General features: G+C 44.5%; 19 protein-coding genes and 1 riboswitch. Of the genes, 10 read left to right on the top strand and 9 right to left on the bottom strand.

The genetic code is table 11. The annotated features are described in order from the left end of the window. Window position 1 precedes the first annotated feature (1 nt). The 4 genes from QWY16_RS18800 to QWY16_RS18815 form a co-directional block, all read right to left on the bottom strand. Window positions 2-769, bottom strand: a complete 768-nt coding sequence (locus QWY16_RS18800; RefSeq protein ID WP_300990761.1) for an amino acid ABC transporter permease — start codon at window positions 767-769, stop codon at window positions 2-4. 63 nt (window positions 770-832) lie between these two features. Next, complete coding sequence (locus QWY16_RS18805) at window positions 833-1675, bottom strand: transporter substrate-binding domain-containing protein (RefSeq protein WP_300990762.1); 843 nt, start codon at window positions 1673-1675, stop codon at window positions 833-835. Window positions 1676-1810: 135 nt separating this feature from the next. Further along, a riboswitch (Lysine riboswitch) is annotated at window positions 1811-1994 on the bottom strand. A gap of 82 nt (window positions 1995-2076) precedes the next feature. Next, complete coding sequence (gene mnmH, locus QWY16_RS18810; RefSeq protein WP_300990763.1) at window positions 2077-3180, bottom strand: tRNA 2-selenouridine(34) synthase MnmH; 1104 nt, start codon at window positions 3178-3180, stop codon at window positions 2077-2079. Window positions 3181-3365: 185 nt separating this feature from the next. Beyond that, the gene (locus tag QWY16_RS18815; protein ID WP_300990764.1) at window positions 3366-3929 is read right to left on the bottom strand and encodes a class I SAM-dependent methyltransferase; all 564 of its coding nucleotides are present in this window, start codon (window positions 3927-3929) and stop codon (window positions 3366-3368) included. A gap of 375 nt (window positions 3930-4304) precedes the next feature. Between QWY16_RS18815 and pgeF the strand changes: the two genes are divergently transcribed. From pgeF to QWY16_RS18845, 6 genes are all read left to right on the top strand, one after another. Further along, complete coding sequence (gene pgeF / locus QWY16_RS18820) at window positions 4305-5072, top strand: peptidoglycan editing factor PgeF (RefSeq protein ID WP_300990765.1); 768 nt, start codon at window positions 4305-4307, stop codon at window positions 5070-5072. Between the two features lie 243 nt (window positions 5073-5315). Then, on the top strand, window positions 5316-5825 hold the full coding sequence (locus QWY16_RS18825; RefSeq protein WP_300990766.1) for a DUF4178 domain-containing protein: 510 nt from the start codon (window positions 5316-5318) through the stop codon (window positions 5823-5825). Window positions 5826-5844: 19 nt separating this feature from the next. Beyond that, window positions 5845-6516 carry a PspA/IM30 family protein gene (locus QWY16_RS18830; protein WP_300990767.1) on the top strand — a complete coding sequence of 224 codons (672 nt, stop codon included), beginning with the start codon at window positions 5845-5847 and terminating at the stop codon, window positions 6514-6516. Between the two features lie 60 nt (window positions 6517-6576). Further along, on the top strand, window positions 6577-7128 hold the full coding sequence (locus tag QWY16_RS18835; RefSeq protein WP_300990768.1) for a DUF4247 domain-containing protein: 552 nt from the start codon (window positions 6577-6579) through the stop codon (window positions 7126-7128). Window positions 7129-7151: 23 nt separating this feature from the next. Next, entirely contained in the window at window positions 7152-7547 is a 396-nt protein-coding gene (locus QWY16_RS18840) for a DUF350 domain-containing protein (RefSeq protein ID WP_300990769.1), read from the top strand. Between the two features lie 16 nt (window positions 7548-7563). Beyond that, complete coding sequence (locus QWY16_RS18845) at window positions 7564-9117, top strand: polyamine aminopropyltransferase (RefSeq protein WP_300993534.1); 1554 nt, start codon at window positions 7564-7566, stop codon at window positions 9115-9117. A 700-nt stretch (window positions 9118-9817) separates the two neighbouring features. Here the strand turns inward: QWY16_RS18845 and QWY16_RS18850 are convergent. Beyond that, window positions 9818-10435 (bottom strand): HAD family hydrolase, encoded by a 618-nt coding sequence (locus QWY16_RS18850; protein ID WP_300990770.1) that lies wholly within the window; start codon window positions 10433-10435, stop codon window positions 9818-9820. A gap of 173 nt (window positions 10436-10608) precedes the next feature. Between QWY16_RS18850 and QWY16_RS18855 the strand changes: the two genes are divergently transcribed. Beyond that, window positions 10609-11475, top strand: coding sequence for a sigma-70 family RNA polymerase sigma factor (locus QWY16_RS18855; protein WP_300990771.1), 867 nt, complete (start codon window positions 10609-10611; stop codon window positions 11473-11475). A gap of 49 nt (window positions 11476-11524) precedes the next feature. Here QWY16_RS18855 and QWY16_RS18860 read toward each other — a convergent pair whose 3' ends face one another. Next, window positions 11525-12274, bottom strand: coding sequence for a TerC family protein (locus QWY16_RS18860; RefSeq protein WP_300990772.1), 750 nt, complete (start codon window positions 12272-12274; stop codon window positions 11525-11527). A 227-nt stretch (window positions 12275-12501) separates the two neighbouring features. Between QWY16_RS18860 and QWY16_RS18865 the strand changes: the two genes are divergently transcribed. Together QWY16_RS18865 and QWY16_RS18870 are read left to right on the top strand one after the other, a co-directional pair. Continuing rightward, window positions 12502-13374: a LysR family transcriptional regulator gene (locus QWY16_RS18865; RefSeq protein WP_300990773.1), complete on the top strand. Its 873-nt coding sequence runs from the start codon at window positions 12502-12504 to the stop codon at window positions 13372-13374. A gap of 194 nt (window positions 13375-13568) precedes the next feature. Continuing rightward, window positions 13569-14495 carry an AEC family transporter gene (locus QWY16_RS18870; RefSeq protein ID WP_300990774.1) on the top strand — a complete coding sequence of 309 codons (927 nt, stop codon included), beginning with the start codon at window positions 13569-13571 and terminating at the stop codon, window positions 14493-14495. Between the two features lie 37 nt (window positions 14496-14532). Here the strand turns inward: QWY16_RS18870 and QWY16_RS18875 are convergent, their stop codons facing one another. The 3 genes from QWY16_RS18875 to azlC form a co-directional block, all read right to left on the bottom strand. Then, window positions 14533-15471, bottom strand: coding sequence for a Gfo/Idh/MocA family protein (locus QWY16_RS18875; RefSeq protein WP_300990775.1), 939 nt, complete (start codon window positions 15469-15471; stop codon window positions 14533-14535). A gap of 248 nt (window positions 15472-15719) precedes the next feature. Next, complete coding sequence (locus QWY16_RS18880; RefSeq protein WP_300990776.1) at window positions 15720-16052, bottom strand: branched-chain amino acid transporter permease; 333 nt, start codon at window positions 16050-16052, stop codon at window positions 15720-15722. Then, the gene (gene azlC, locus QWY16_RS18885; protein WP_300990777.1) at window positions 16049-16762 is read right to left on the bottom strand and encodes an azaleucine resistance protein AzlC; all 714 of its coding nucleotides are present in this window, start codon (window positions 16760-16762) and stop codon (window positions 16049-16051) included. Before azlC ends, QWY16_RS18880 begins: the two co-directional genes overlap by 4 nt. 141 nt (window positions 16763-16903) lie before the next feature. Between azlC and QWY16_RS18890 the strand changes: the two genes are divergently transcribed. Then, a complete protein-coding gene (locus tag QWY16_RS18890) occupies window positions 16904-18292 on the top strand; it encodes an aminotransferase-like domain-containing protein (protein WP_300990778.1) in 1389 nt (462 codons plus the stop codon). Window positions 18293-18308 lie beyond the last annotated feature (16 nt).

The following is an 18308-nucleotide window of genomic DNA, read 5'->3' on the forward strand; positions in this document are numbered from 1 at the left end:
TCTATTCTTTGATTTTATGTGAAGTATCTTCCGGATTCACTACTTGCATCGGCAAGCCGCCAATCATGCTGTAGTTTTTCGGCCCCGCCATTTTTCTTTCAAGTTTGCGCAATAGAAGTGTGATGCTGTATGTCATGATGAAATAAAGGACACAAGCGATAAAGAACGATTCGAAATAACGGAAGTTGTTCCCTGATACGCTTCTTGTCTGGAAAAACAATTCCGTCACTCCGATAACGCTTAGCACAGCCGTATCTTTAATATTGATGACAAACTGATTGCCCGTTGCCGGCAAAATATTGCGAATGACCTGCGGCATGACGACATTGATCATGGTTTGAAAATGGTTCATCCCAATAGCCTGGGCAGCTTCGAACTGTCCTTTATCGACGGAAAGGATGCCGCCCCGAACAATTTCCGACATATAGGCCCCGGTATTGATGGATACGATGAATATGGCCGCTGTAAAGACGTCCAAATCGATTCCAAATGCCATGGCAGATCCATAGAAAATAACCATCGCCTGTACCATCATCGGTGTTCCCCGGAAAAATTCGATGTATGCAGAAAGAAGTCCGTTAATGACTTTCAAACCGATTTTTTTGATTCCCCGCTCCGGCATCGGAATGGTATGGATAATACCGATGATCAATCCAATAGCGGCTCCAATCAAAGTGCCGATCACTGAAATCCATAACGTCATGACCGCTCCGCGCAGGAACATGGGCCAGTTATCTGTAAGTATGGTGATAACCCATTCTAAACTCATTGTTTTCCTCCTAAAAATAGTTAAAACCGGCTGCATACGCATGTAGCCGGCACCACCTAATCATTATTGGGCAGCTGGTTGGTTTTTAATTGCAGTATCCATAATTTCCTGGCGCTCTTCTTCAGAAATGCCAGCCAATGCTTTATTGATTTGTTCTGTCAGTTCACTGCCTTTTTCAAGACCTACCGCAATTGCTGTGTCTTCTTCAGACGTTTCAAATCCGTCTTCAAATTCCACCATGGCAAAATTTTCATTGGCAGCAGAAGCACTTACCGCTTCCGGCCGTTCTGATACGTAACCATCAATGATTCCGGATTCAAGCGCTACCCGCATGGAAGGGAAGCTCTCCATCGCTGTTTCTTTCGATACGCCTTCAATCTGGTCAATAACGGAATAATGGAAAGTGTTCAACTGTGCTGTGATTTTTGCTCCTTTAAAATCGGAAAGCGAAGTTGCCCCTTCATATTCGCCACCTTTTTGAACGACCATAACCAACTCTGACGTATAGTATGGGTCTGAAAAATCAATGGTTGCTTTGCGCTCTTCCGTCGGTGACATGCCCGCAATGATGGCGTCAATCTTGCCGGAAGTCAGCGCAGGCACCAGACCGTCCCATTCTGTTTTTACTATTTCCAATTCCTTGCCCATGTCTTCAGCAATTCTTTTAGCAATTTCTACGTCATAGCCGCCTGCATATTCAGCGTTCCCCGAAATTTTCACAGCTCCATTGGAGTCATCTCCCTGTGTCCAGTTGAACGGTGCATAAGCTGCTTCCATTCCTACTTTGAATGTCTCAGATTCTTCTGATGATCCGCCGCTTCCGGCTTCCTCGTTTGATCCGCATCCTGACATCAGCAGCATCGATGACAGGAACATGGTTGAAAATAACGTCAATTTTTTCTTCATAATTAAACTCTCCCCTTTGTGTTTGGTACCGTAGTGGTAATTGAATATACAAAAAGGGCAACTCTGCACAAAAAGACCTGAGGTAGACTCAGATCGCACTATACATAGTTGCCCTAAATCCTCTTCTTCGTCCCTGGATGAGATAGCTCTTCGCAATAAATCGGGAAATCCATTGCGACAGTCCTGCAGCTATTAACCGCAGACCCAGCATGCAATAGTGAGAGTTATTGCACACTTCGGCGATATTTCCTTCTCCTTGAGATCTTCATTTTCTCGAACTCCTCCAAAGATTGTGAAACGTCGCGCCTCTACCTCACTGCAAAAAGTGTGAGGTAATATTCAATTCATGTTTTTCATAGTCTACATTGATATATTTTATCTGTCAATCCTATTTTTATTTATCAAAAATTTGTCCTGATTTTCTGTTTTTCTACAATAGGAACAGAGACTTTCTCTTCAGCTTCTCCACCCACAGAGAAAGCAGGGAGATTTTCTTTAACCGCTTGGATTGCTTCTTCGATATTGTTGACCACCAAGAACTTTTTCTGCGAATCCGGGTATTGGAGCCCAGTATGCTTGTAGCGGGAATCGTAATAATGCTCCAGCAGCAGCTGAATGGCAGAAGCAAAATTGCCCGTTTCCAAATCCGATTCGATTTGCTTGGCGACGGGCATATGAATCCGCGATTTGATCCGCTGAAATGCTTCCATGCATTCTTCCTGATGTTCCGAAGGACGGTAATCTTCCAAGATTTCTTTCACCCGTTCTTCCATCGGCAAATCGATGACCAAATGGATGCTCCGGTTTTTTAAATCACTTAAAAATGGTGGAATCACTACTTTCCCGATGCGATGGCTTTCTGCTTCAATCAGCACATAAGGGAAATCCTGCAACTTTCTCAGCTGATGGATCAAAAGTGAATCAAAGACTTTCTGGTTGTTCGGTTCCAGCCCAATCTGGCCAAAAATCGATCCCTTGTGATTGGCCATCCCTTCAAAATCAATGACTGGGTATCCCTCTTCCTGCAACGCCTTTAAAATAGTAGTTTTCCCTGCGCCGGTTAATCCGTTTAATACAAATCCTTTCGAAGGAGTTTCCTTTTGTTCCAGCTCGGCTACCACCCATTTCCGGTAAGCGCGGATGCCTTCATCAAGGCGATGGACATGGACGTTCATCAAACTCAAAAGAGTCGCTGTCGTTCTGCTGCGCATGCCTCCGCGCCAGCAAAACACCACTTTATCTCCTTCGACTTTCTTGAATGCCCGCACGAATTCCGGCAATTTTGCTGAAATGATTTCCAGCCCGCGTTCTTTTGCAGCTTCTACACTGACTTGCTTGTAAAGCGTTCCGATTTCTGCCCGTTCCGCATCATCAAAAAATGGAATATTGATGCTTCCCGGTATAGTGAAATTTTTATATTCAGATGGCGACCGGACATCAATGAGCGCCATTTTTTTGTTTTCGATGACCGGAATCAGTTCTTCTACCTTAATGTTTTCAAACATTCTTTTTCCTCCAAAAAGCCTTAAGCGGCTCTGTAGTATGGTCTAAACACTTTGAGTATTTTTACAAGTATACACCCATTGAATCCATATAAAAGTTTTCATCGTTCGCTCAATCGGTTTCCGCCCTTTAGCAGCAAAGAAAAAGGCAGGCCGTGTCGACAGGCCTGCCCTTTATTATAGAATGATTATTTAGTCGCTTCGTAAACCCGCATAGGCGGAAGATTCCGCAGAAAGAATTTATCCTGGGCTATGGAAAAATAGTCCTGCAGATAAACCATTAGATGTTCATCTTTTTGGAAAAAGGTTTGGTAAGGCAGAAATTTTCCTCCTGGCTTTAACACATGGCTTGTTCTTTTCACGATGTTTTCACGGGTTTCTTCATCCATCAACGAGAACGGGATACCCGAAATTACGTAATCCGCTTTTTCGACTCCATGCTGCCGGGTGATTTCATGCACATTTTCCGCACTGTCATGATGAATTTTCAGCCGGGGGTCTCTAGTGTTTTCTTTTAAGTAATCAACAAAATTTTCATTGAGTTCAATGGCAATGATCATGGAATCCGGCGTCATATGCTCAAGCAAATAATTGGTGAATACGCCTGTAGCCGGTCCATATTCGACAATCACCACTTTTTTGCTGAGATCCATCTTTTCGCATATTTCCCGTACACCTATTTTTGAAGTCGGCGTAATGGAGGCGATGTTCCGGTCTTTGATTAAATTCTTCACGTATTCTTTTGTGCTCATTTTTCTGGCCCCCTGTTCACAATTGGTTTAGCTGTAAGCACACTGCTTATACAGAACACAGTAAAAATAAGAAAACTTCACTGACACGCTTTTACTTTCTCTCGCTTCACCTGCAAGCCAAACTTTGGTTGAATCAACTGTCTCTCGGTGGAAAACCCTCTCTTCAAATCTATTTTCTCTCTATTTCAGGATATTATCCAGAAGGTTGTTTTTATCATATACCTCCGAAAAACGCAGGTCAATCTATCCCTTGGACTTTCATCAGCTCGGCGGATCAATTTTTGTTTCGAGGTTTCAATTATTTTATTATGACTGTTTTCAGCCCATTTCTATACAGTGGCAAAGCAGTAATATATATTAGAGGAAGGTGATGACATGAAAACAACAATGTACATAAACAATGAAAAATTTGTTGCCGGAATGACCATGAAAGATACAGCCGAATTTGAAATGAACAATATGGCCCTTCACGTTTGCAACAATTCTGAGAAAATTGTAGAAAACCGCAAAAAGTTGGCGGCTTCCCTGGGACTGGAGCTCGAAGATTTCGTCTGTTCCTGCCAAACACACAGCGCTAATTTCCATCGTGTAACGGCTGCTGACAAAGGATGCGGCTCTGTCCGGCAGGATGCAGCCATCCCGGATACCGATGCGTTGTACACATATGAGCCGAATGTGCTCTTAAGCAGCTTTTCTGCCGATTGTGTGCCGGTCCTGTTCTTCAATGAAAAGAATGGTCTGGTTGGCGCCGTCCATTCCGGCTGGCAAGGCACCATCAAAGAAATCACATTAAAACTGTTCGAGCATTTAAAACAGGCAGAACAATGCAGCCCGACAGATTTCCATGTCCAGCTCGGAGCGGCTCTCAGCCAGGAAAGATTCGAAGTGGACGAAGATGTCTATTCGAAATTCAAGGACCTCGGCTATGCGGAGGACTTGATGTATTACAACGAAGCAACCGGGAAATACCATATCGACAATCAGCTCACTGTCAAAAGACAATGTGAATTGGCCGGCATTCCGCCGGAGCAAATCAACATCGACCGCACCTGCACATTTGAGAGCCCGGACGGTTTTTCATACCGGCAAGATAAAAAAAGCGGACGGCATTTGAGTTTCATCATGAAAAAGCAGCCCGGTTAAAGAAATGGTATAAACTACAGCCAATGTCCGAGTAACCGGATTTAGCTGTAGTTTTTTTATTTAAAGCAGGACTCAAGCCGGCTTAGCACTCCTCCATTTAGGGTAAACAAAAACGAAATTAGTTTCAGTTTCAGTAATTGCCGCAGGTGGATGTTCGAGCTTTAATTTGCTGTAAGAATCTGTTATATTCAAAAAAATGAAACTTCTTTATGCATGGCTCGTATTTCTAAAAGAGGTGAGAAAATGGGTTTTTTAAGCCGTTTATTTAAGGGGACCGAAAAAAAGGAGCCGGAAGTGGAAAAACGGACGCTGCGCAATCTACGCGTCAAAGATTTTGTCACCTATGATCTGGCGGATTACGAAGTGGCCGGCAAAATTCATTACAACGACAGCGGCTATACATGGGACGCCTATCAACTGGTATCCGGCGGCAAGAGCATTTGGCTTAGCGTGGAAATGGATGATGAGCTGGAAGTGGCCGTCTATCAAAAAATCCGGATTCCGGGACTTGAGCCCGGGACGAAGAAAGTCACGCATGACGGCAAAGATTATTTTCTTGAAGAACAAGGCCGTGCTTACGTGACATCAGAAGGCCGCAGCCAGAATGTCAACGGCGCAGAGATGGATTATTACGAATACGCGGATGAATTAGGAGAATCGTTTTTATCCGTTGAAGTATGGGGCGGCGAAGTCGAAGTCAGCAAAGGCTACGGAATTGAAGAATACGAAATCACTATTTTAGCGGGAAGCTAACCAAATTGGAGGAGAGAATATGTTTCAATTTTTCAGTCGTATACAAACTTATGTAGAATCCGAACTAAATGCAGCACTTGATAAAGCAGAAGATCCGGTAAAAATGCTCGACCAGTTTATGCGGGATATGGCGCTCGACATCCGGGAAGCCGAAACATCCGTGGCGAAGCAGCTGGCTAATGAAAAAATACTGAAAAAGAAATACGACGACGCCAGCAGCATGGTCGAAAAACGCCAGCAGCAGGCCGTTGAAGCGGTGGAAGCCGGCAATGAAGATCTGGCTCGCCGCGCGCTTGAAGACAAGCAAAATCATGTAATCCAAGCGAATTCCATGAAAGAAGCTTATGAACGGGCCGCGAGCGACTCGACAGTGCTGCGCGAAAAACTGGCGGAAATGAAGCGCGAATACGAAGAAATGCAGATTAAGAAGGATTCGTTGAAAGCCCGTGCAGAATCGGCGAAGACACGAACCAAAATCAATCGCTCGATGAGTTCTGTAGGAGGCGACGAATCACGCCAAGGTTTTGATCGGATGGAAGAAAAAGTGATGCACTTGGAAGCAGAAGCTGAAACTTCGGAAGACTTGCGGGCAGGTTCACGCAGCCTCGATGACGAATTTGAAGACCTTAAAAAAGGCAGCTCAGTGGACAATGAACTGGCGGCACTGAAAAAGCAGCTTGGAAAAGAATAACGAACTGCGGTCTGCTCCTCTGTGAGCGGGCCGTTCCCGTTCATTTGGAGTGTGCGATCAATGAAAAAAAAGAGATGGCTAACGGGCCTGGTGGCTGCAGTGCTTTTCCTGTCGGCATGCGGCAGCCTGTCGCAGGCCGAAGATTATGTCGAAAACAATTATACCTTTGTAAATGCCGTTCAAAGTGACAGCGGCTCAAACAGCAGCGCCATGTTATACCGGTCCGATAAAGACCTGGCAGGCACGGTAGCAGAGCTGAGTGAAGCACAGGAACCGGACCAAGTCGGAGAAGAAATCGAAGGCCGGCAAGTACTGGTTTATAATGATGACTTCATTATTTTGACAGAAGATCCAGAAAACCCAGGCACTACGCTTGTGGAAGTGGCAGACCAGGAATTTGTCCGGAACCATTATAATCCCGGCTTTTTCTCAGGGATGTTGTTGGGATCGCTTTTAAGCAACCGGTTCGGATCTGGCTGGAACCAGTCACAGGCAAGCCGCTGTGCACGCGGTGGATGCTATTCGGGCGGAGGCGGTTATAATTCCATTCCTTCAGCTACCACTGGCCGCGGCTCAACATTCCGCGGAGGCGGTCCGGGCGTCGGAAAATAAAACACAGCAAAGGAGCTTGAGTAGTGAATTCATTCTTACTGACATTTTTATATTTCATTTCAGCGATTGCTGTAGTACTCATAGGCCTTGTCATTTTCGAATTATTGACAAGAAAATATAAGGATTGGGAAGAAATCAAAGGAAACAATTCTGCTGTCGCTTTGTCGATTGCCGGCAAAATTATTGGTACTTGCGTAATCCTTACCTTTTCCATTCTGCATAATGACTCTATTCTTGAAACCGTCGTCTGGGGGCTTTTCGGACTGCTTCTTCAATTTATCGCTTATTTCCTGTTCGAATTGCTGACTCCCCGTTTTTCAGTGGAGATCCAGTTGAAAGAAAGAAATACAGCTGTGGGCATCATTTCATTTGCCGTTTCAGTCGGGTTAGCGTTCGTCATTGGCGCTTCTATTACTTAAGGCGGTGTTTTGAATGCTGATAGAACAAGAATCCGTCCGGCAAAGCCGGGCGATTTACTATGCATCCGGAATCGTTTCCATCTGTGGCATCATTTTTGAAGTGCTGTTCGGAGCGCTCGGTTCATACATTTTAGGAGATGGAGTGAAGCAGTACACACTTACCATCTCTCTTTTTTTAACTGGGATGGGCATTGGTGCATATTTCAGTGAAAAAATGACCCGGCATTTGATTGCATCATTCATCTGGATTGAATACTCCATCGGCATTATCGGCGGCTTTTCCGCCATGCTGCTGTTCGGCGTAACGGCTTACCTGCCCCCTGGCACCGGTTCGCTGTTTTTATACAGCGTGATTTTGATTGTCGGCTCTTTGACCGGTGTTGAACTGCCGATTTTGATCCGGAAAGCAAATGAAATCGGTGTATCGCTGCAAAAAAGCGCAGCCAAAGTGCTGTTCTCCGATTATGCCGGCGGGCTTGTCGGCGGACTGCTCTTTTTGTTTTTGCTGCGCCCTTATTTCGGATTAGTGAAAACCGCTTTCCTGGTGGCTTTGATCAACGTCACCGTCGCGCTTTGGATTGTGTTCCGCTTTAAACATGAGCTGAAACGCTTTAAACTGCACGTTTCTTTCGGCCTTTTGTTTTTAGCCATCTTGATTCTTGGAGCTCTTTTCGGGGAACAGGCTGCCTTCCATTTCGAACAGCAGCTCTACAAAGATCCGGTGATTTTCTCCGAGCAGACCTCTTACCAGAAAATCATTTTGACGAAACAGCAAGGCGATACCCGGCTTTACTTAGACGGCCAGCTGCAATTCAGCTCCTCGGATGAACACCGCTACCATGAAATCCTGGTCCATCCACCAATGGCCGCTGCAGCCCGGCATGACCGTATATTGGTGCTTGGCGGCGGCGATGGGCTGGCGGTCCGTGAATTGTTGAAATATGAAGATTTGGGAAGCGTGGATCTTGTCGATCTTGACCCCAAAATGACGGAAACCGCGCGGACCAATCATCTGCTAACCGAGCTCAATGAAGGTTCTCTCGACCACCCGAAAGTAAATGTGGTCAACGAAGACGCTTTCCGCTTTTTAGAGGGCGCTGACGGTTTTTACGACGTCATCATCATCGACTTGCCCGACCCGAACAACGAATCGCTCAACAAGCTTTATACACTGGAATTTTACTCACTTGCCCGCAACCATCTGCATCCAGACGGCGCCATGATGGTCCAGGCAACAAGCCCTGTATTTGCGCCGCAAGTCTACTGGACGATCGATAAGACCATTCAGGCAACCGGGCTTCAGACGGAAAACCTGCACGCTGATATTCCAAGTTTCGGCGGCTGGGGCTACGTGCTGGCATCCCGCTCTGAAATACAGACAGAAAACCTTGAAATCATTGGCGATACCAAATATTTGACTACGGAGCTGCTCCCTGCCCTGACGGCATTTGGAAAAGATGAAGATGCGATTATCGAAGACAACAATGGTGAGCCGATCGCGCTTGAACCGAATACGCTCATTCGGCCAAACTTGATCGGAATTTACGAGAAGTCATGGACGAGTTACTAGAAAATTAATATAAAATCAACATATGAAAGAGGCTGTCCCAAAAGTCTATTTTGCTGACTTTCAGGATTGCCTCTTTCTTTTTCTGTCGTACGTATTTTATATGTAACTGTCAGGAGATATTTGGAAAAGCCAATCGGGCGCTTTGGGAAAGGCAAAGACGATTGCTCCTGCGCAAGCTCGTCGCAAAAGAGGTGCCCAAATTCTCTTGGCACCTCTTTGACTCCCACAGGAAGCTGAGCACAGACCGCTCATCTTCCTGCTTCGCCTAGCCCTTGGACGCGCCTCGCTGGGTGAAGGGTTTTTCCGTACTCAAGCGAAGTTATGACTGCTTCTAACCTAGTAATGCTCGATACTTAGTAATGCGGCATACTGCCGCTTTTTTCTTTTTATTGAAATAGCTAAACTGTAAAGTGATACTAGTGAAATGAGCTCAAGGCGGCGAGGGCAAACATGGTGCTCCTGCATCGCTGCGCTAGCTTCGTCGCAAACGAACCGTGCAAAAGTGCTTTTGCACGATTCGCTTCCTGCGGGACAGCACGAGCCGAAGACCCTGGAGCGAACGAAGTGAGTGAAGCGGCTGAGGCCGTGCCCGCGGAAAGCGTCCGCCGAAGCGAATAGAACGGCGTTAATATCCTATAAAAGAAAAATGGGCTGTCCTTTTGTCACTTTTAAATGACATTCAGGACAGCCCTTTTCTTTATTAAAAAATCTCCAGCAAATCATCGAATTTTTCGATGGCGTAGTCGTAATCCTCTACTTCGCCGAAGCCATATTTGGCATAAACGAAAGGAATGCCGGCATCTTTTGCCGCTTTTCGGTCCCCTGCTGTATCCCCGACATAAACCGGATCTTTCAAGCCATTCCGCTCCATGATCAGCTTGATGTTTTCTCCTTTTGAAAGCCCCGTTCTCCCAGGGTTCTCAAAATCCTCAAAGTATTTTTCCAGTTCATGATACTCATAGAAGGCTTCGATGTATCCTTCCTGGCAATTGCTGACAATATACAATTTGTACTTCTCGGCTAGAGCTTTCAAGACGTCTTCTAAGTTTTCATAGAGGACACCGCCTCGCTCACTTATATATTCGCCTTCGATTTCTCCGCATGATTGAATGATTTCAGTGTGCATCTCCGCGTTTAAATTCGGAAACAGCTTTTGCATGATTTCATGCATTTGGAGTCCCATGGTTTCTTTCAAATGCTGCTTCGTCAAGGTATGATCTATTTTGTCGTTCTGTTCAATCGCTTTGTTCCACGCCATGACTACTGTTTCTCGTGAATCCCACAGTGTTCCGTCCAAGTCAAAAATGATACTGTCCATTAAATCCTCTCCTCTGAACTGATATGACTCCATTCTACCCTTTTCGAATAGGTAAACCAAACCTTGTGTTAAATTCGTCAGTTTTCGTTCTACTCTGAATTCTTTTCGGTTGTGCAAAATACTGACTTTTATGTATGATGACGAAAAGTATTGATTTACATAGGAGGAGTCAAATGCTATATGCGGATGAACGAGTTTTATCTGGACAAAAATCTCTTCAGAATCAAGAAATATTGATTTCGCACTACGAGAAATACGAACACTTCATATACTCTTTTGCTTATCGTATGGTAAAAGATGGGGACATCGCCGAAGTTGTGGTTCAAAAGGTTTTCATAAAGCTTTGGCATTCATTTCCTTTTGCTCTGGAAGACAGCACTGCTTTCTCTTCGCAGCTGCTCGCTTTGACACGCAAAACTTCCCTTGAAGTCCTGCAAGAAGGCATCCAATTGAATACCTCATCGGCTGAATCTCCGGAATGGCAGGAAAAAGGAGCCGCACTCTCTAACTCTTTGCTGCATTTGACCGAAAAACAGAAAAAACTCTTGCGCTGGTTTTATTTTGATGGACTGTCTCAATACGCCATTGCGAAAAAAATGAACATTCCCCAAAGCACCGTTCATCTCCATATTCGTGAAGCGATCCACCAACTAAAAGCGTCCAGTGAAAATGAACGGGAAAAATCTCATTGCATCATGATCAGAAAATTGCCGGATTATTTCAATCTTCAGATGCCGCCGGCGGAAACAGAAGCTTTTGAACAGCATTTAGCCTCCTGTTCCGGATGCCAGGAAGAACTTTTTGAATGGGAATCATTGACCAAACAGTTCCCTTATTTATCGGAACTGCAAATGCCGCCACCCAGCCTGAAAGAGCTCGTGCTGACAGCAATGTTTGGAGAGCCGGAGCCGCTTCCCCTGAAGCAAAAAAATTGGCTGCCTATCCTTGCAGCTGTGCTGGCGCTTTCTGTTGGAGCGAATACCTATCTTACTTCTCTTATCTCTAAAAAGAAAAAATCACGAAAAATAATACGCTTCTGAAATTAAAAGAACTCCGGATCCCGGAGTTCTTTTTTAGTAAATTGCTCGATTACTTCTCTTTTTCTCTCAGACCCAGCCAGGCGCCGACTGCAACGATGCCGATTAAGACGCTCCAGAATATAATTGTCCAAGTAAACGAATGAGGGAAATCATGAGGCAGGATATGAATTTTTTCATGGGACAGCGTCATGACCAAAAGCTTCACTCCGACCCAACCCACAATGATAAAAGCGGCTGTTTCAAGCTGCGGGTAAGTTTCAAGCAGCTGAACGAATTTATGAGCTGCAAACCGCATGATGATGACACCGATCAACCCGCCGCTCAGCATGACCACAAAGGGGCCGGCATTGATGCCTCCAATATTGGTATCGCCAAGATGCGGCAATGTCAGTGCCAAGGCGACCGCGGCAAGCATCGAGTCGACCGCAAAGGCGATATCCGCCACTTCAATCTTGAAAACAGTGCCCCAAAAACTGGAACCTTTCTTCGTTTCCAGTAGGGAATCATTGCCCTGTCCTTTCCGTTGATCATAAATATGCTTGAAAGCGATGAATAACAAATAAGCGGCTCCAAGTGCCTGAATCTGCCAGACGCCCACTAGCAGCGTTATCATGAACAAAGCAGCAAAGCGGAACACAAACGCTGCAGCCAGTCCGTAAAACAACGCTTTCTTCTTTTGTTCCCCTGGCAAATGCTTGACCATCACGGCCATGACCACAGCATTATCCGCAGCCAGAATCCCTTCCAGTCCAACCAGAACCAGCATAACCCAAGCATATTCCAATAAGATTGCTCCCATTATTTTTCCTCCCAACGGGCTGGACATCGATTGAGGTGGCCTTTTGCCACTAGAGAACCTTTTTCTATAGTATACTAAGGTACGGAAGAGAAAACTAAATTTTTCGTCATTTTATAAGAAAATGGATAAATCATTAGTAAAACGGTCTTTTCTCTCTTTTTTTCCGGGATGATATGGTAATGTTTCGATATAGATGTCGCAGTGATAAGAGGTAAGGAGAAGAAGCAATGAACGAACGTGACTGGCTTATCTTAAAAGTGCTTTATGAAAAAAAGAACATCACGAAAACAGCTGAAAATTTGTATATTTCTCAGCCTTCTTTAACCAAACGGATTCAGCAAATAGAACAGGAATACGGGAGGACCCTTGTCGTTCGAGGCACAAAAGGTGTTCAGTTTACTCCAGAAGGAGAATTCTTAGCCAAATGCGCAGATGAAATGCTCGAACGTTTTTACCAAATCAAAGATCAGGTCTTGAATATGGGACAGGAAGTCAGCGGCACTTTGCGGCTGGGAGTTTCAAATTATATAACCAGACACAAGCTTCCAGCCCTACTCAAGCTATTCGGGGACCAATTCCCGAAAGTGAATTACAAAGTGAGAACCGGCTGGAGCCGGGACATTTTCAATCTTGCTTATAATCAGGAAGTCCATGTCGGAATTGTCCGCGGCGATTATAATTGGCCTGGACCGAAGCATCTTTTGTTCGAAGAAAATCTCTGCATCTTTTCCAAGGAAAAAATTGGGCTGCACGAATTGCCTTCCATGCCAAGAATCGAATATGAAACAGATAATTTGTTAAAAACAATGATTGATAATTGGTGGACCGGCACATTTTCTCAGCCGCCCTTGCTCGGAATGGAAGTGGATAAAGCCGATACCTGCAAAGAAATGGTCTTGAATGGTTTGGGATACGGCATCCTTCCCAGTGTCCTTATTGAAAATCATGATACTCTCCATCAAATCAACTTAGAAGACAAATCCGGAAATCCATTGGTGAGAAGAACCTGGCTGCTTTACCGCGAAGAAGCTCTCCGGTCGAAAGCCGCTAATGAATTTGTACAGTTTGTCCGAACAATCGATTTTAAAAAGAATTTATAAAAGAGCGTGGATCCCATCCACGCTCTTTTTTGCCGATTTTTTCTGCCCGCCATTCTTTTCTTATATGCCTGTCCATCCACAATCGGTATTTTATCTAAGTCCCGAATGGTCTTATGATGAATGAGTACACTGTAATGAAAACATCCTAAAAGCAAGATTTTCAATGCTTTGTTTCGGAATGGAGAGAAGCGCATATGGAGGTTTTACTGCTCATTATCATGAACGTCATTTTGCCCGTCTTTTTGCTGATCGGCGCAGGTGCCATCCTTCATCTTAAGTATTCTCTGGATATGAATACACTCGCTAAATTGAATACTTATCTTTTAATGCCAGCTTTGAGCTTTGTTAATATTTATAAAAATGACATGCAGGCGGATACCCTTTTTCACGTCCTTAGTTTTTTAATACTCCAAAGTTTATGTTTGATGGCATTAAGTGCCGGGATAGCAAAGTCAGCGAAATTTGACAGCAGCCTTTCTGCTACCTTTAAAAACAGTGTGGTGCTCGTCAACTCCGGGAACTTCGGTTTGCCGGTCAGCCAGCTGGTTTTTCACCAGAACCCTTTAGGGCTGTCCATCCAAATTGTCGTCTTGATCTTCCAGAACTTGCTTACCTATACATATGGCTTGTATAATTCCGTATCGGTCAATAACCGAGGGCTGCAAGCTATGAAGGTTTTCCTAAAAAACCCGGTCATCTATGCTTTTTTAGCCGGAATCCTTTGCCATGCTTTATCCATTCAGATTCCCAGCTTTATCTGGACTCCTATTGAAAACACGTCCGACGCTTTTTTGGCAATCGCTTTGATCACACTCGGAGCGCAAAGCGCATCGCTCAAACTAATCCGGTTTTCTTTGCCTTTGGTACTAAGCATTGTGGGCCGATTGATCCTGTCTCCCGTGATTGCCATCACGGTGATTCTCGTGTTGGGTCTGGAAGGCACTACAGCCCAGGCTCTATTCATCGCCAGCTCTTTTCCAACTTCCAGAAACAGTTCTCTTTTCGCCTTGGAATATGGAAACCATCCTGATTACGCCGCACAAGCTGTATTGATGTCTACTGTCTTCAGCATGGCAACCGTCACTGCCGTGGTCTATTCAGCAAAACTATTATTTCCGTGATTGCTGCGCTGTTGCATTCAATAGTTCACCGACAGTGCTATGTAAGAACTTTGATGACTTGCCGGGATATTTCATGCGTATTGATGGCGGATTCAATTTGCCCGTTTTCCGCGCAATTCATAAATTCCTTCAGCTCATAATACATCGTGTCAAATTTCTGAGGCATAGAAAGGTCTTCCGTCTGCCCGTCCCGGTATTTGATGGCCACTTGAGTGGGGTCACTGATTTTATTGATTTCAATGACGCCTTCTTCGCCTTGGATTTCGCATGGTACATACGAATCGGTAATTTTCGAATACATGACAACTGCTTCGAACTCTTTGTAATCCAGAATCATACTCCCTTGGCCATCTGCACCTGTTGATAAGGAATAGCTATTCTTCAGGACCCTTTCCGGCTCGCCTGCAAGATGGATAATCGGCGCGATGCAATAAACCCCTAAATCCATTTTCGCTCCATTCCCGAACTCCGGTTTGAAGGCATTTTCAATGATGCCTTCTTTATATTTGTCGTAGCGGGAAGAATACTGATTGAAATGGAAGACAAAACGCCGGATTTGGCCAACCTTATCCATATTCTTTTTCAGGTTTAAAAAAGTTGGAGTGACAATCGATTTCATCGCTTCCATATACATTTTTCCGTGCTTTCGGGAAGCTTCAATGACACGGTCCATCTCTGCAACGGAAGTGACCGCAGGCTTCTCACAGAGGACGTGAATGCCGTTTTCCAGCGCCAATATACTTTGTTCCACGTGAAACGTATTAGGTGAAGCGATATAAACTGCATCAATGTTTCCGCTTTGGAACATTTCAGCCAAATCCGTATAAACAGCCGCAACTCCATATTTCGCAGCAAACTCCCTTCCCCGCTCTTCTGTCCTTGAGTATACGGCGCCGATGCTAAACGCCGGTAGATCTCTTGCAGCTTTGAGCAGCCGGTCGGTAATCCAATTGGTTCCTATAATTCCAAATCTCATTTTATGCCTCCTTGTCCGTCATACTAACTATATTTTTCTTTATATACTCAGGTATTTACCTAAGAACAAATATTGTGAAACAAATTTTATTGTGCTGGCTATATTACATATGATACCAAAATATTCTTGCCGCATAGATAAAAGGAAGAGACGTGGCTATAATTTTGCCTCGTCTCTTCCTTTTGGGTTCTGCTGCATGATTTCTATTAAATTGCTGTTCACCTGCTTTCTTCTTCACGATTACGGGCTTAAAATACCGTTTGCACCAAAAGCATATAAACGATGGTCCCTCCTGCAATCGACAAAAGCATTTGCCTCTTCCAGACATGCAGCACCGCTACGACAGCAATTGCCAAAAATTCCGGGATGCCCCGGCTTCCCGAAAACAGATTGACATCCTTCAGGCAGTAAATGACCAGCAGCCCAATGACAGCGGCTGGTAAGACATTCCCCAGATACTGGACATACTTTGGCGTAGCTTTGTTCGGTGGAAAAATGAGAAAAGGAAGGAATCGGGTGAGCATGGTGCCGATAATCACCATCGCAATCGTTACAACTTGCTGCGTTAAAGTCATCGTCATGCTGTCACCTCCACTTTCTTCTCCATTGGTCTTCTAAATAAGGTAAGAACCCCGAGAATTGCCAGCATTGCCGGAATGGTGAAATTGGTTCCTCCAAATACAACAAGACAAGCAGTTGAAAGCCCAAGCCCCGTTAATGCACTGGCGTACTTTTTCCCTGTCATCAGCTGTTCTATGAAAATAACAACAAAAAGTGCAGTCATGACAAACTCCAAACCTTCGGTGTTGAACACGACCAACGAACCGAAAATGCCGCCAATAGTTGAGCCGATCACCCAGTAAGAATGGTTGAGAAGAGTAACGAAAAAGAAAAACCAGCCTTTATCTACATCTTTTGGAACCTTCGCTGAATAATTGATTGAAAAAGATTCATCGCAAAGCCCAAAAATCAGGTACCAGCGCTTGTTCCCCACTCCTTTGAATTTATCCAGCATGGAAATGCCGTAAAACAAATGCCGAGCATTGACCATAAGTGTCAGAAAAAGCGCATTAATCGGGTTGAAAGCGAGAAGCAATAAATTTGCTGCCACAAACTCCATAGATCCGGCAAATATTAAAAAACTCATCAAAATTGGGTAAATGGCATGGAATCCCAATGAATTCATAAAGATGCCGTAAGCGATCCCTAAGAAAAGAAACCCAGCAAAAATAGGTACGGTGTATGGAAAAGCCGCTTTAAATGCCAATTGTATATGAGGATATCTTTTCATGATTTCACGTCCTTGCAATAAGTTCTTCTTCAGTTATAGCATACAAAAAACATACAATGAACGAAATAATTGTATGGATTACAATAATTCGAAGAATCTAAAGTGTTATAATTATAAAAATTAATTTATAAGGAGATTACCATGCCCGTCAATTCATTTGATCAATACCCTATGTCCTGGAAACCGGATAAGAAAGCGTTGAAACGCCCTGTCTTTTCCTCACTTGCTTCTATGCTGGAACAAGATATTGCCAACGGCTTTCTTGCTCCTGGTTCAAAACTGCCTCCACAGCGGGAACTGGCCGACTTTCTGGATCTGAATTTCACTACTATCACCCGGGCTTACAAAGTATGTGAAAGAAAAGGCTTAATCTATGCCATTACAGGAAGCGGAACTTTTGTCGCCCCGAATGCAGCACGGTCCATCACCATTTCAGCGGACCATACGCCCAACCGCATCGAGCTTGGTTTTGTTACCTCTTTTGAGCAGACCAATGCGCACGTAACAGATACTCTTCAGAAGGTAGCGAAGAAAAGCTATGTGGAACAATTGCTGAATTACAATGATCCAACAGGGATGCCTCATCAAAAAACTGCCGCGCTCAACTGGATGGAACCGCTTGGCATCTATTCGGACCCGGACCGCGTCGCAATTGTTTCCGGTGCCCAAAATGCTTTAGCAGTTACTTTGATGGCGTTATTCGAACCTGGCAATCGAATTGCTACTGATTTATATACCTATTCAAATTTCATTGAATTGGCGAAACTGTTTCATATTCAATTAGTTCCTATTATTGGAGACCAATTCGGGATGCTGCCGGGTGAACTGGAAAAGCAGTGCAGCCAAATTACTGTTCACGGCATTTTCCTGATGCCTTCTTGCAGCAATCCAACCACCATTACGATTCCGGATTTCCGCAAACAGGAATTGGCCGCAGTTATCCGTAAACACCGGTTAATCTTGATTGAAGACGACATTCATGCCTTTCTTACAGCAGGCATCATCACCGATTACCAGCAGCCGATGTTCAATTTACTGCCAGAGCAAACCGTCTATATTTGCGGCACCTCTAAGTCCATCTGCTCTGGTTTGCGCGTTGCCTATATGGTTTTTGGCAATGGAATGCGTGATAGAATCTCTCAGGCGATTTTCAATATCAATGTAAAGACCTCTTCTTTTGACGCAGAAGTCATTACTGAGCTGATTTTATCGGGAAAAGCCCAAGAAATTGTTTTGCAAAAGAAAGAGCTTGCTGAACAGGCGAATGATTTGTATTTCAGCTATTTTCCTTCGGCTGAAAATAGCGGGCATCCGCTCAGTTTTTACCGTTGGCTTCAAATAGATGAAAACATCGGGAATGCTGAAGTAGAAGCCGAAATGGAGAAGCATGGGATTCGCGTGTTTCATTCCGACCGCTTCTTAAGCGGACAGACTACTTCAAATAAGTATTTGCGCATTGCGCTTTCTTCAACGGGTTCTCTGGATGAACTGGAGACGGGTTTAAAAATCATTAAGCAGCTTCTCGACTAAAACCAGAAAGGAAGGA

The sequence above is a fragment of the Planococcus shenhongbingii genome (assembly GCF_030413635.1).
Lineage (GTDB): Bacteria > Bacillota > Bacilli > Bacillales_A > Planococcaceae > Planococcus > Planococcus shenhongbingii.

What these genes read in the sequence shown, in the direction of transcription:
- QWY16_RS18800 (WP_300990761.1), bottom strand. Translation starts at nt 769, where the DNA reads ATGAGTTTAGAATGGGTTATCACCATACTTACAGATAACTGGCCCATG.
- QWY16_RS18805 (WP_300990762.1), bottom strand. Translation starts at nt 1,675, where the DNA reads ATGAAGAAAAAATTGACGTTATTTTCAACCATGTTCCTGTCATCGATG.
- mnmH (WP_300990763.1), bottom strand. Translation starts at nt 3,180, where the DNA reads ATGTTTGAAAACATTAAGGTAGAAGAACTGATTCCGGTCATCGAAAAC.
- QWY16_RS18815 (WP_300990764.1), bottom strand. Translation starts at nt 3,929, where the DNA reads ATGAGCACAAAAGAATACGTGAAGAATTTAATCAAAGACCGGAACATC.
- pgeF (WP_300990765.1), top strand. Translation starts at nt 4,305, where the DNA reads ATGAAAACAACAATGTACATAAACAATGAAAAATTTGTTGCCGGAATG.
- QWY16_RS18825 (WP_300990766.1), top strand. Translation starts at nt 5,316, where the DNA reads ATGGGTTTTTTAAGCCGTTTATTTAAGGGGACCGAAAAAAAGGAGCCG.
- QWY16_RS18830 (WP_300990767.1), top strand. Translation starts at nt 5,845, where the DNA reads ATGTTTCAATTTTTCAGTCGTATACAAACTTATGTAGAATCCGAACTA.
- QWY16_RS18835 (WP_300990768.1), top strand. Translation starts at nt 6,577, where the DNA reads ATGAAAAAAAAGAGATGGCTAACGGGCCTGGTGGCTGCAGTGCTTTTC.
- QWY16_RS18850 (WP_300990770.1), bottom strand. Translation starts at nt 10,435, where the DNA reads ATGGACAGTATCATTTTTGACTTGGACGGAACACTGTGGGATTCACGA.
- QWY16_RS18855 (WP_300990771.1), top strand. Translation starts at nt 10,609, where the DNA reads ATGCTATATGCGGATGAACGAGTTTTATCTGGACAAAAATCTCTTCAG.
- QWY16_RS18860 (WP_300990772.1), bottom strand. Translation starts at nt 12,274, where the DNA reads ATGGGAGCAATCTTATTGGAATATGCTTGGGTTATGCTGGTTCTGGTT.
- QWY16_RS18865 (WP_300990773.1), top strand. Translation starts at nt 12,502, where the DNA reads ATGAACGAACGTGACTGGCTTATCTTAAAAGTGCTTTATGAAAAAAAG.
- QWY16_RS18870 (WP_300990774.1), top strand. Translation starts at nt 13,569, where the DNA reads ATGGAGGTTTTACTGCTCATTATCATGAACGTCATTTTGCCCGTCTTT.
- QWY16_RS18875 (WP_300990775.1), bottom strand. Translation starts at nt 15,471, where the DNA reads ATGAGATTTGGAATTATAGGAACCAATTGGATTACCGACCGGCTGCTC.
- QWY16_RS18880 (WP_300990776.1), bottom strand. Translation starts at nt 16,052, where the DNA reads ATGACGATGACTTTAACGCAGCAAGTTGTAACGATTGCGATGGTGATT.
- azlC (WP_300990777.1), bottom strand. Translation starts at nt 16,762, where the DNA reads ATGAAAAGATATCCTCATATACAATTGGCATTTAAAGCGGCTTTTCCA.
- QWY16_RS18890 (WP_300990778.1), top strand. Translation starts at nt 16,904, where the DNA reads ATGCCCGTCAATTCATTTGATCAATACCCTATGTCCTGGAAACCGGAT.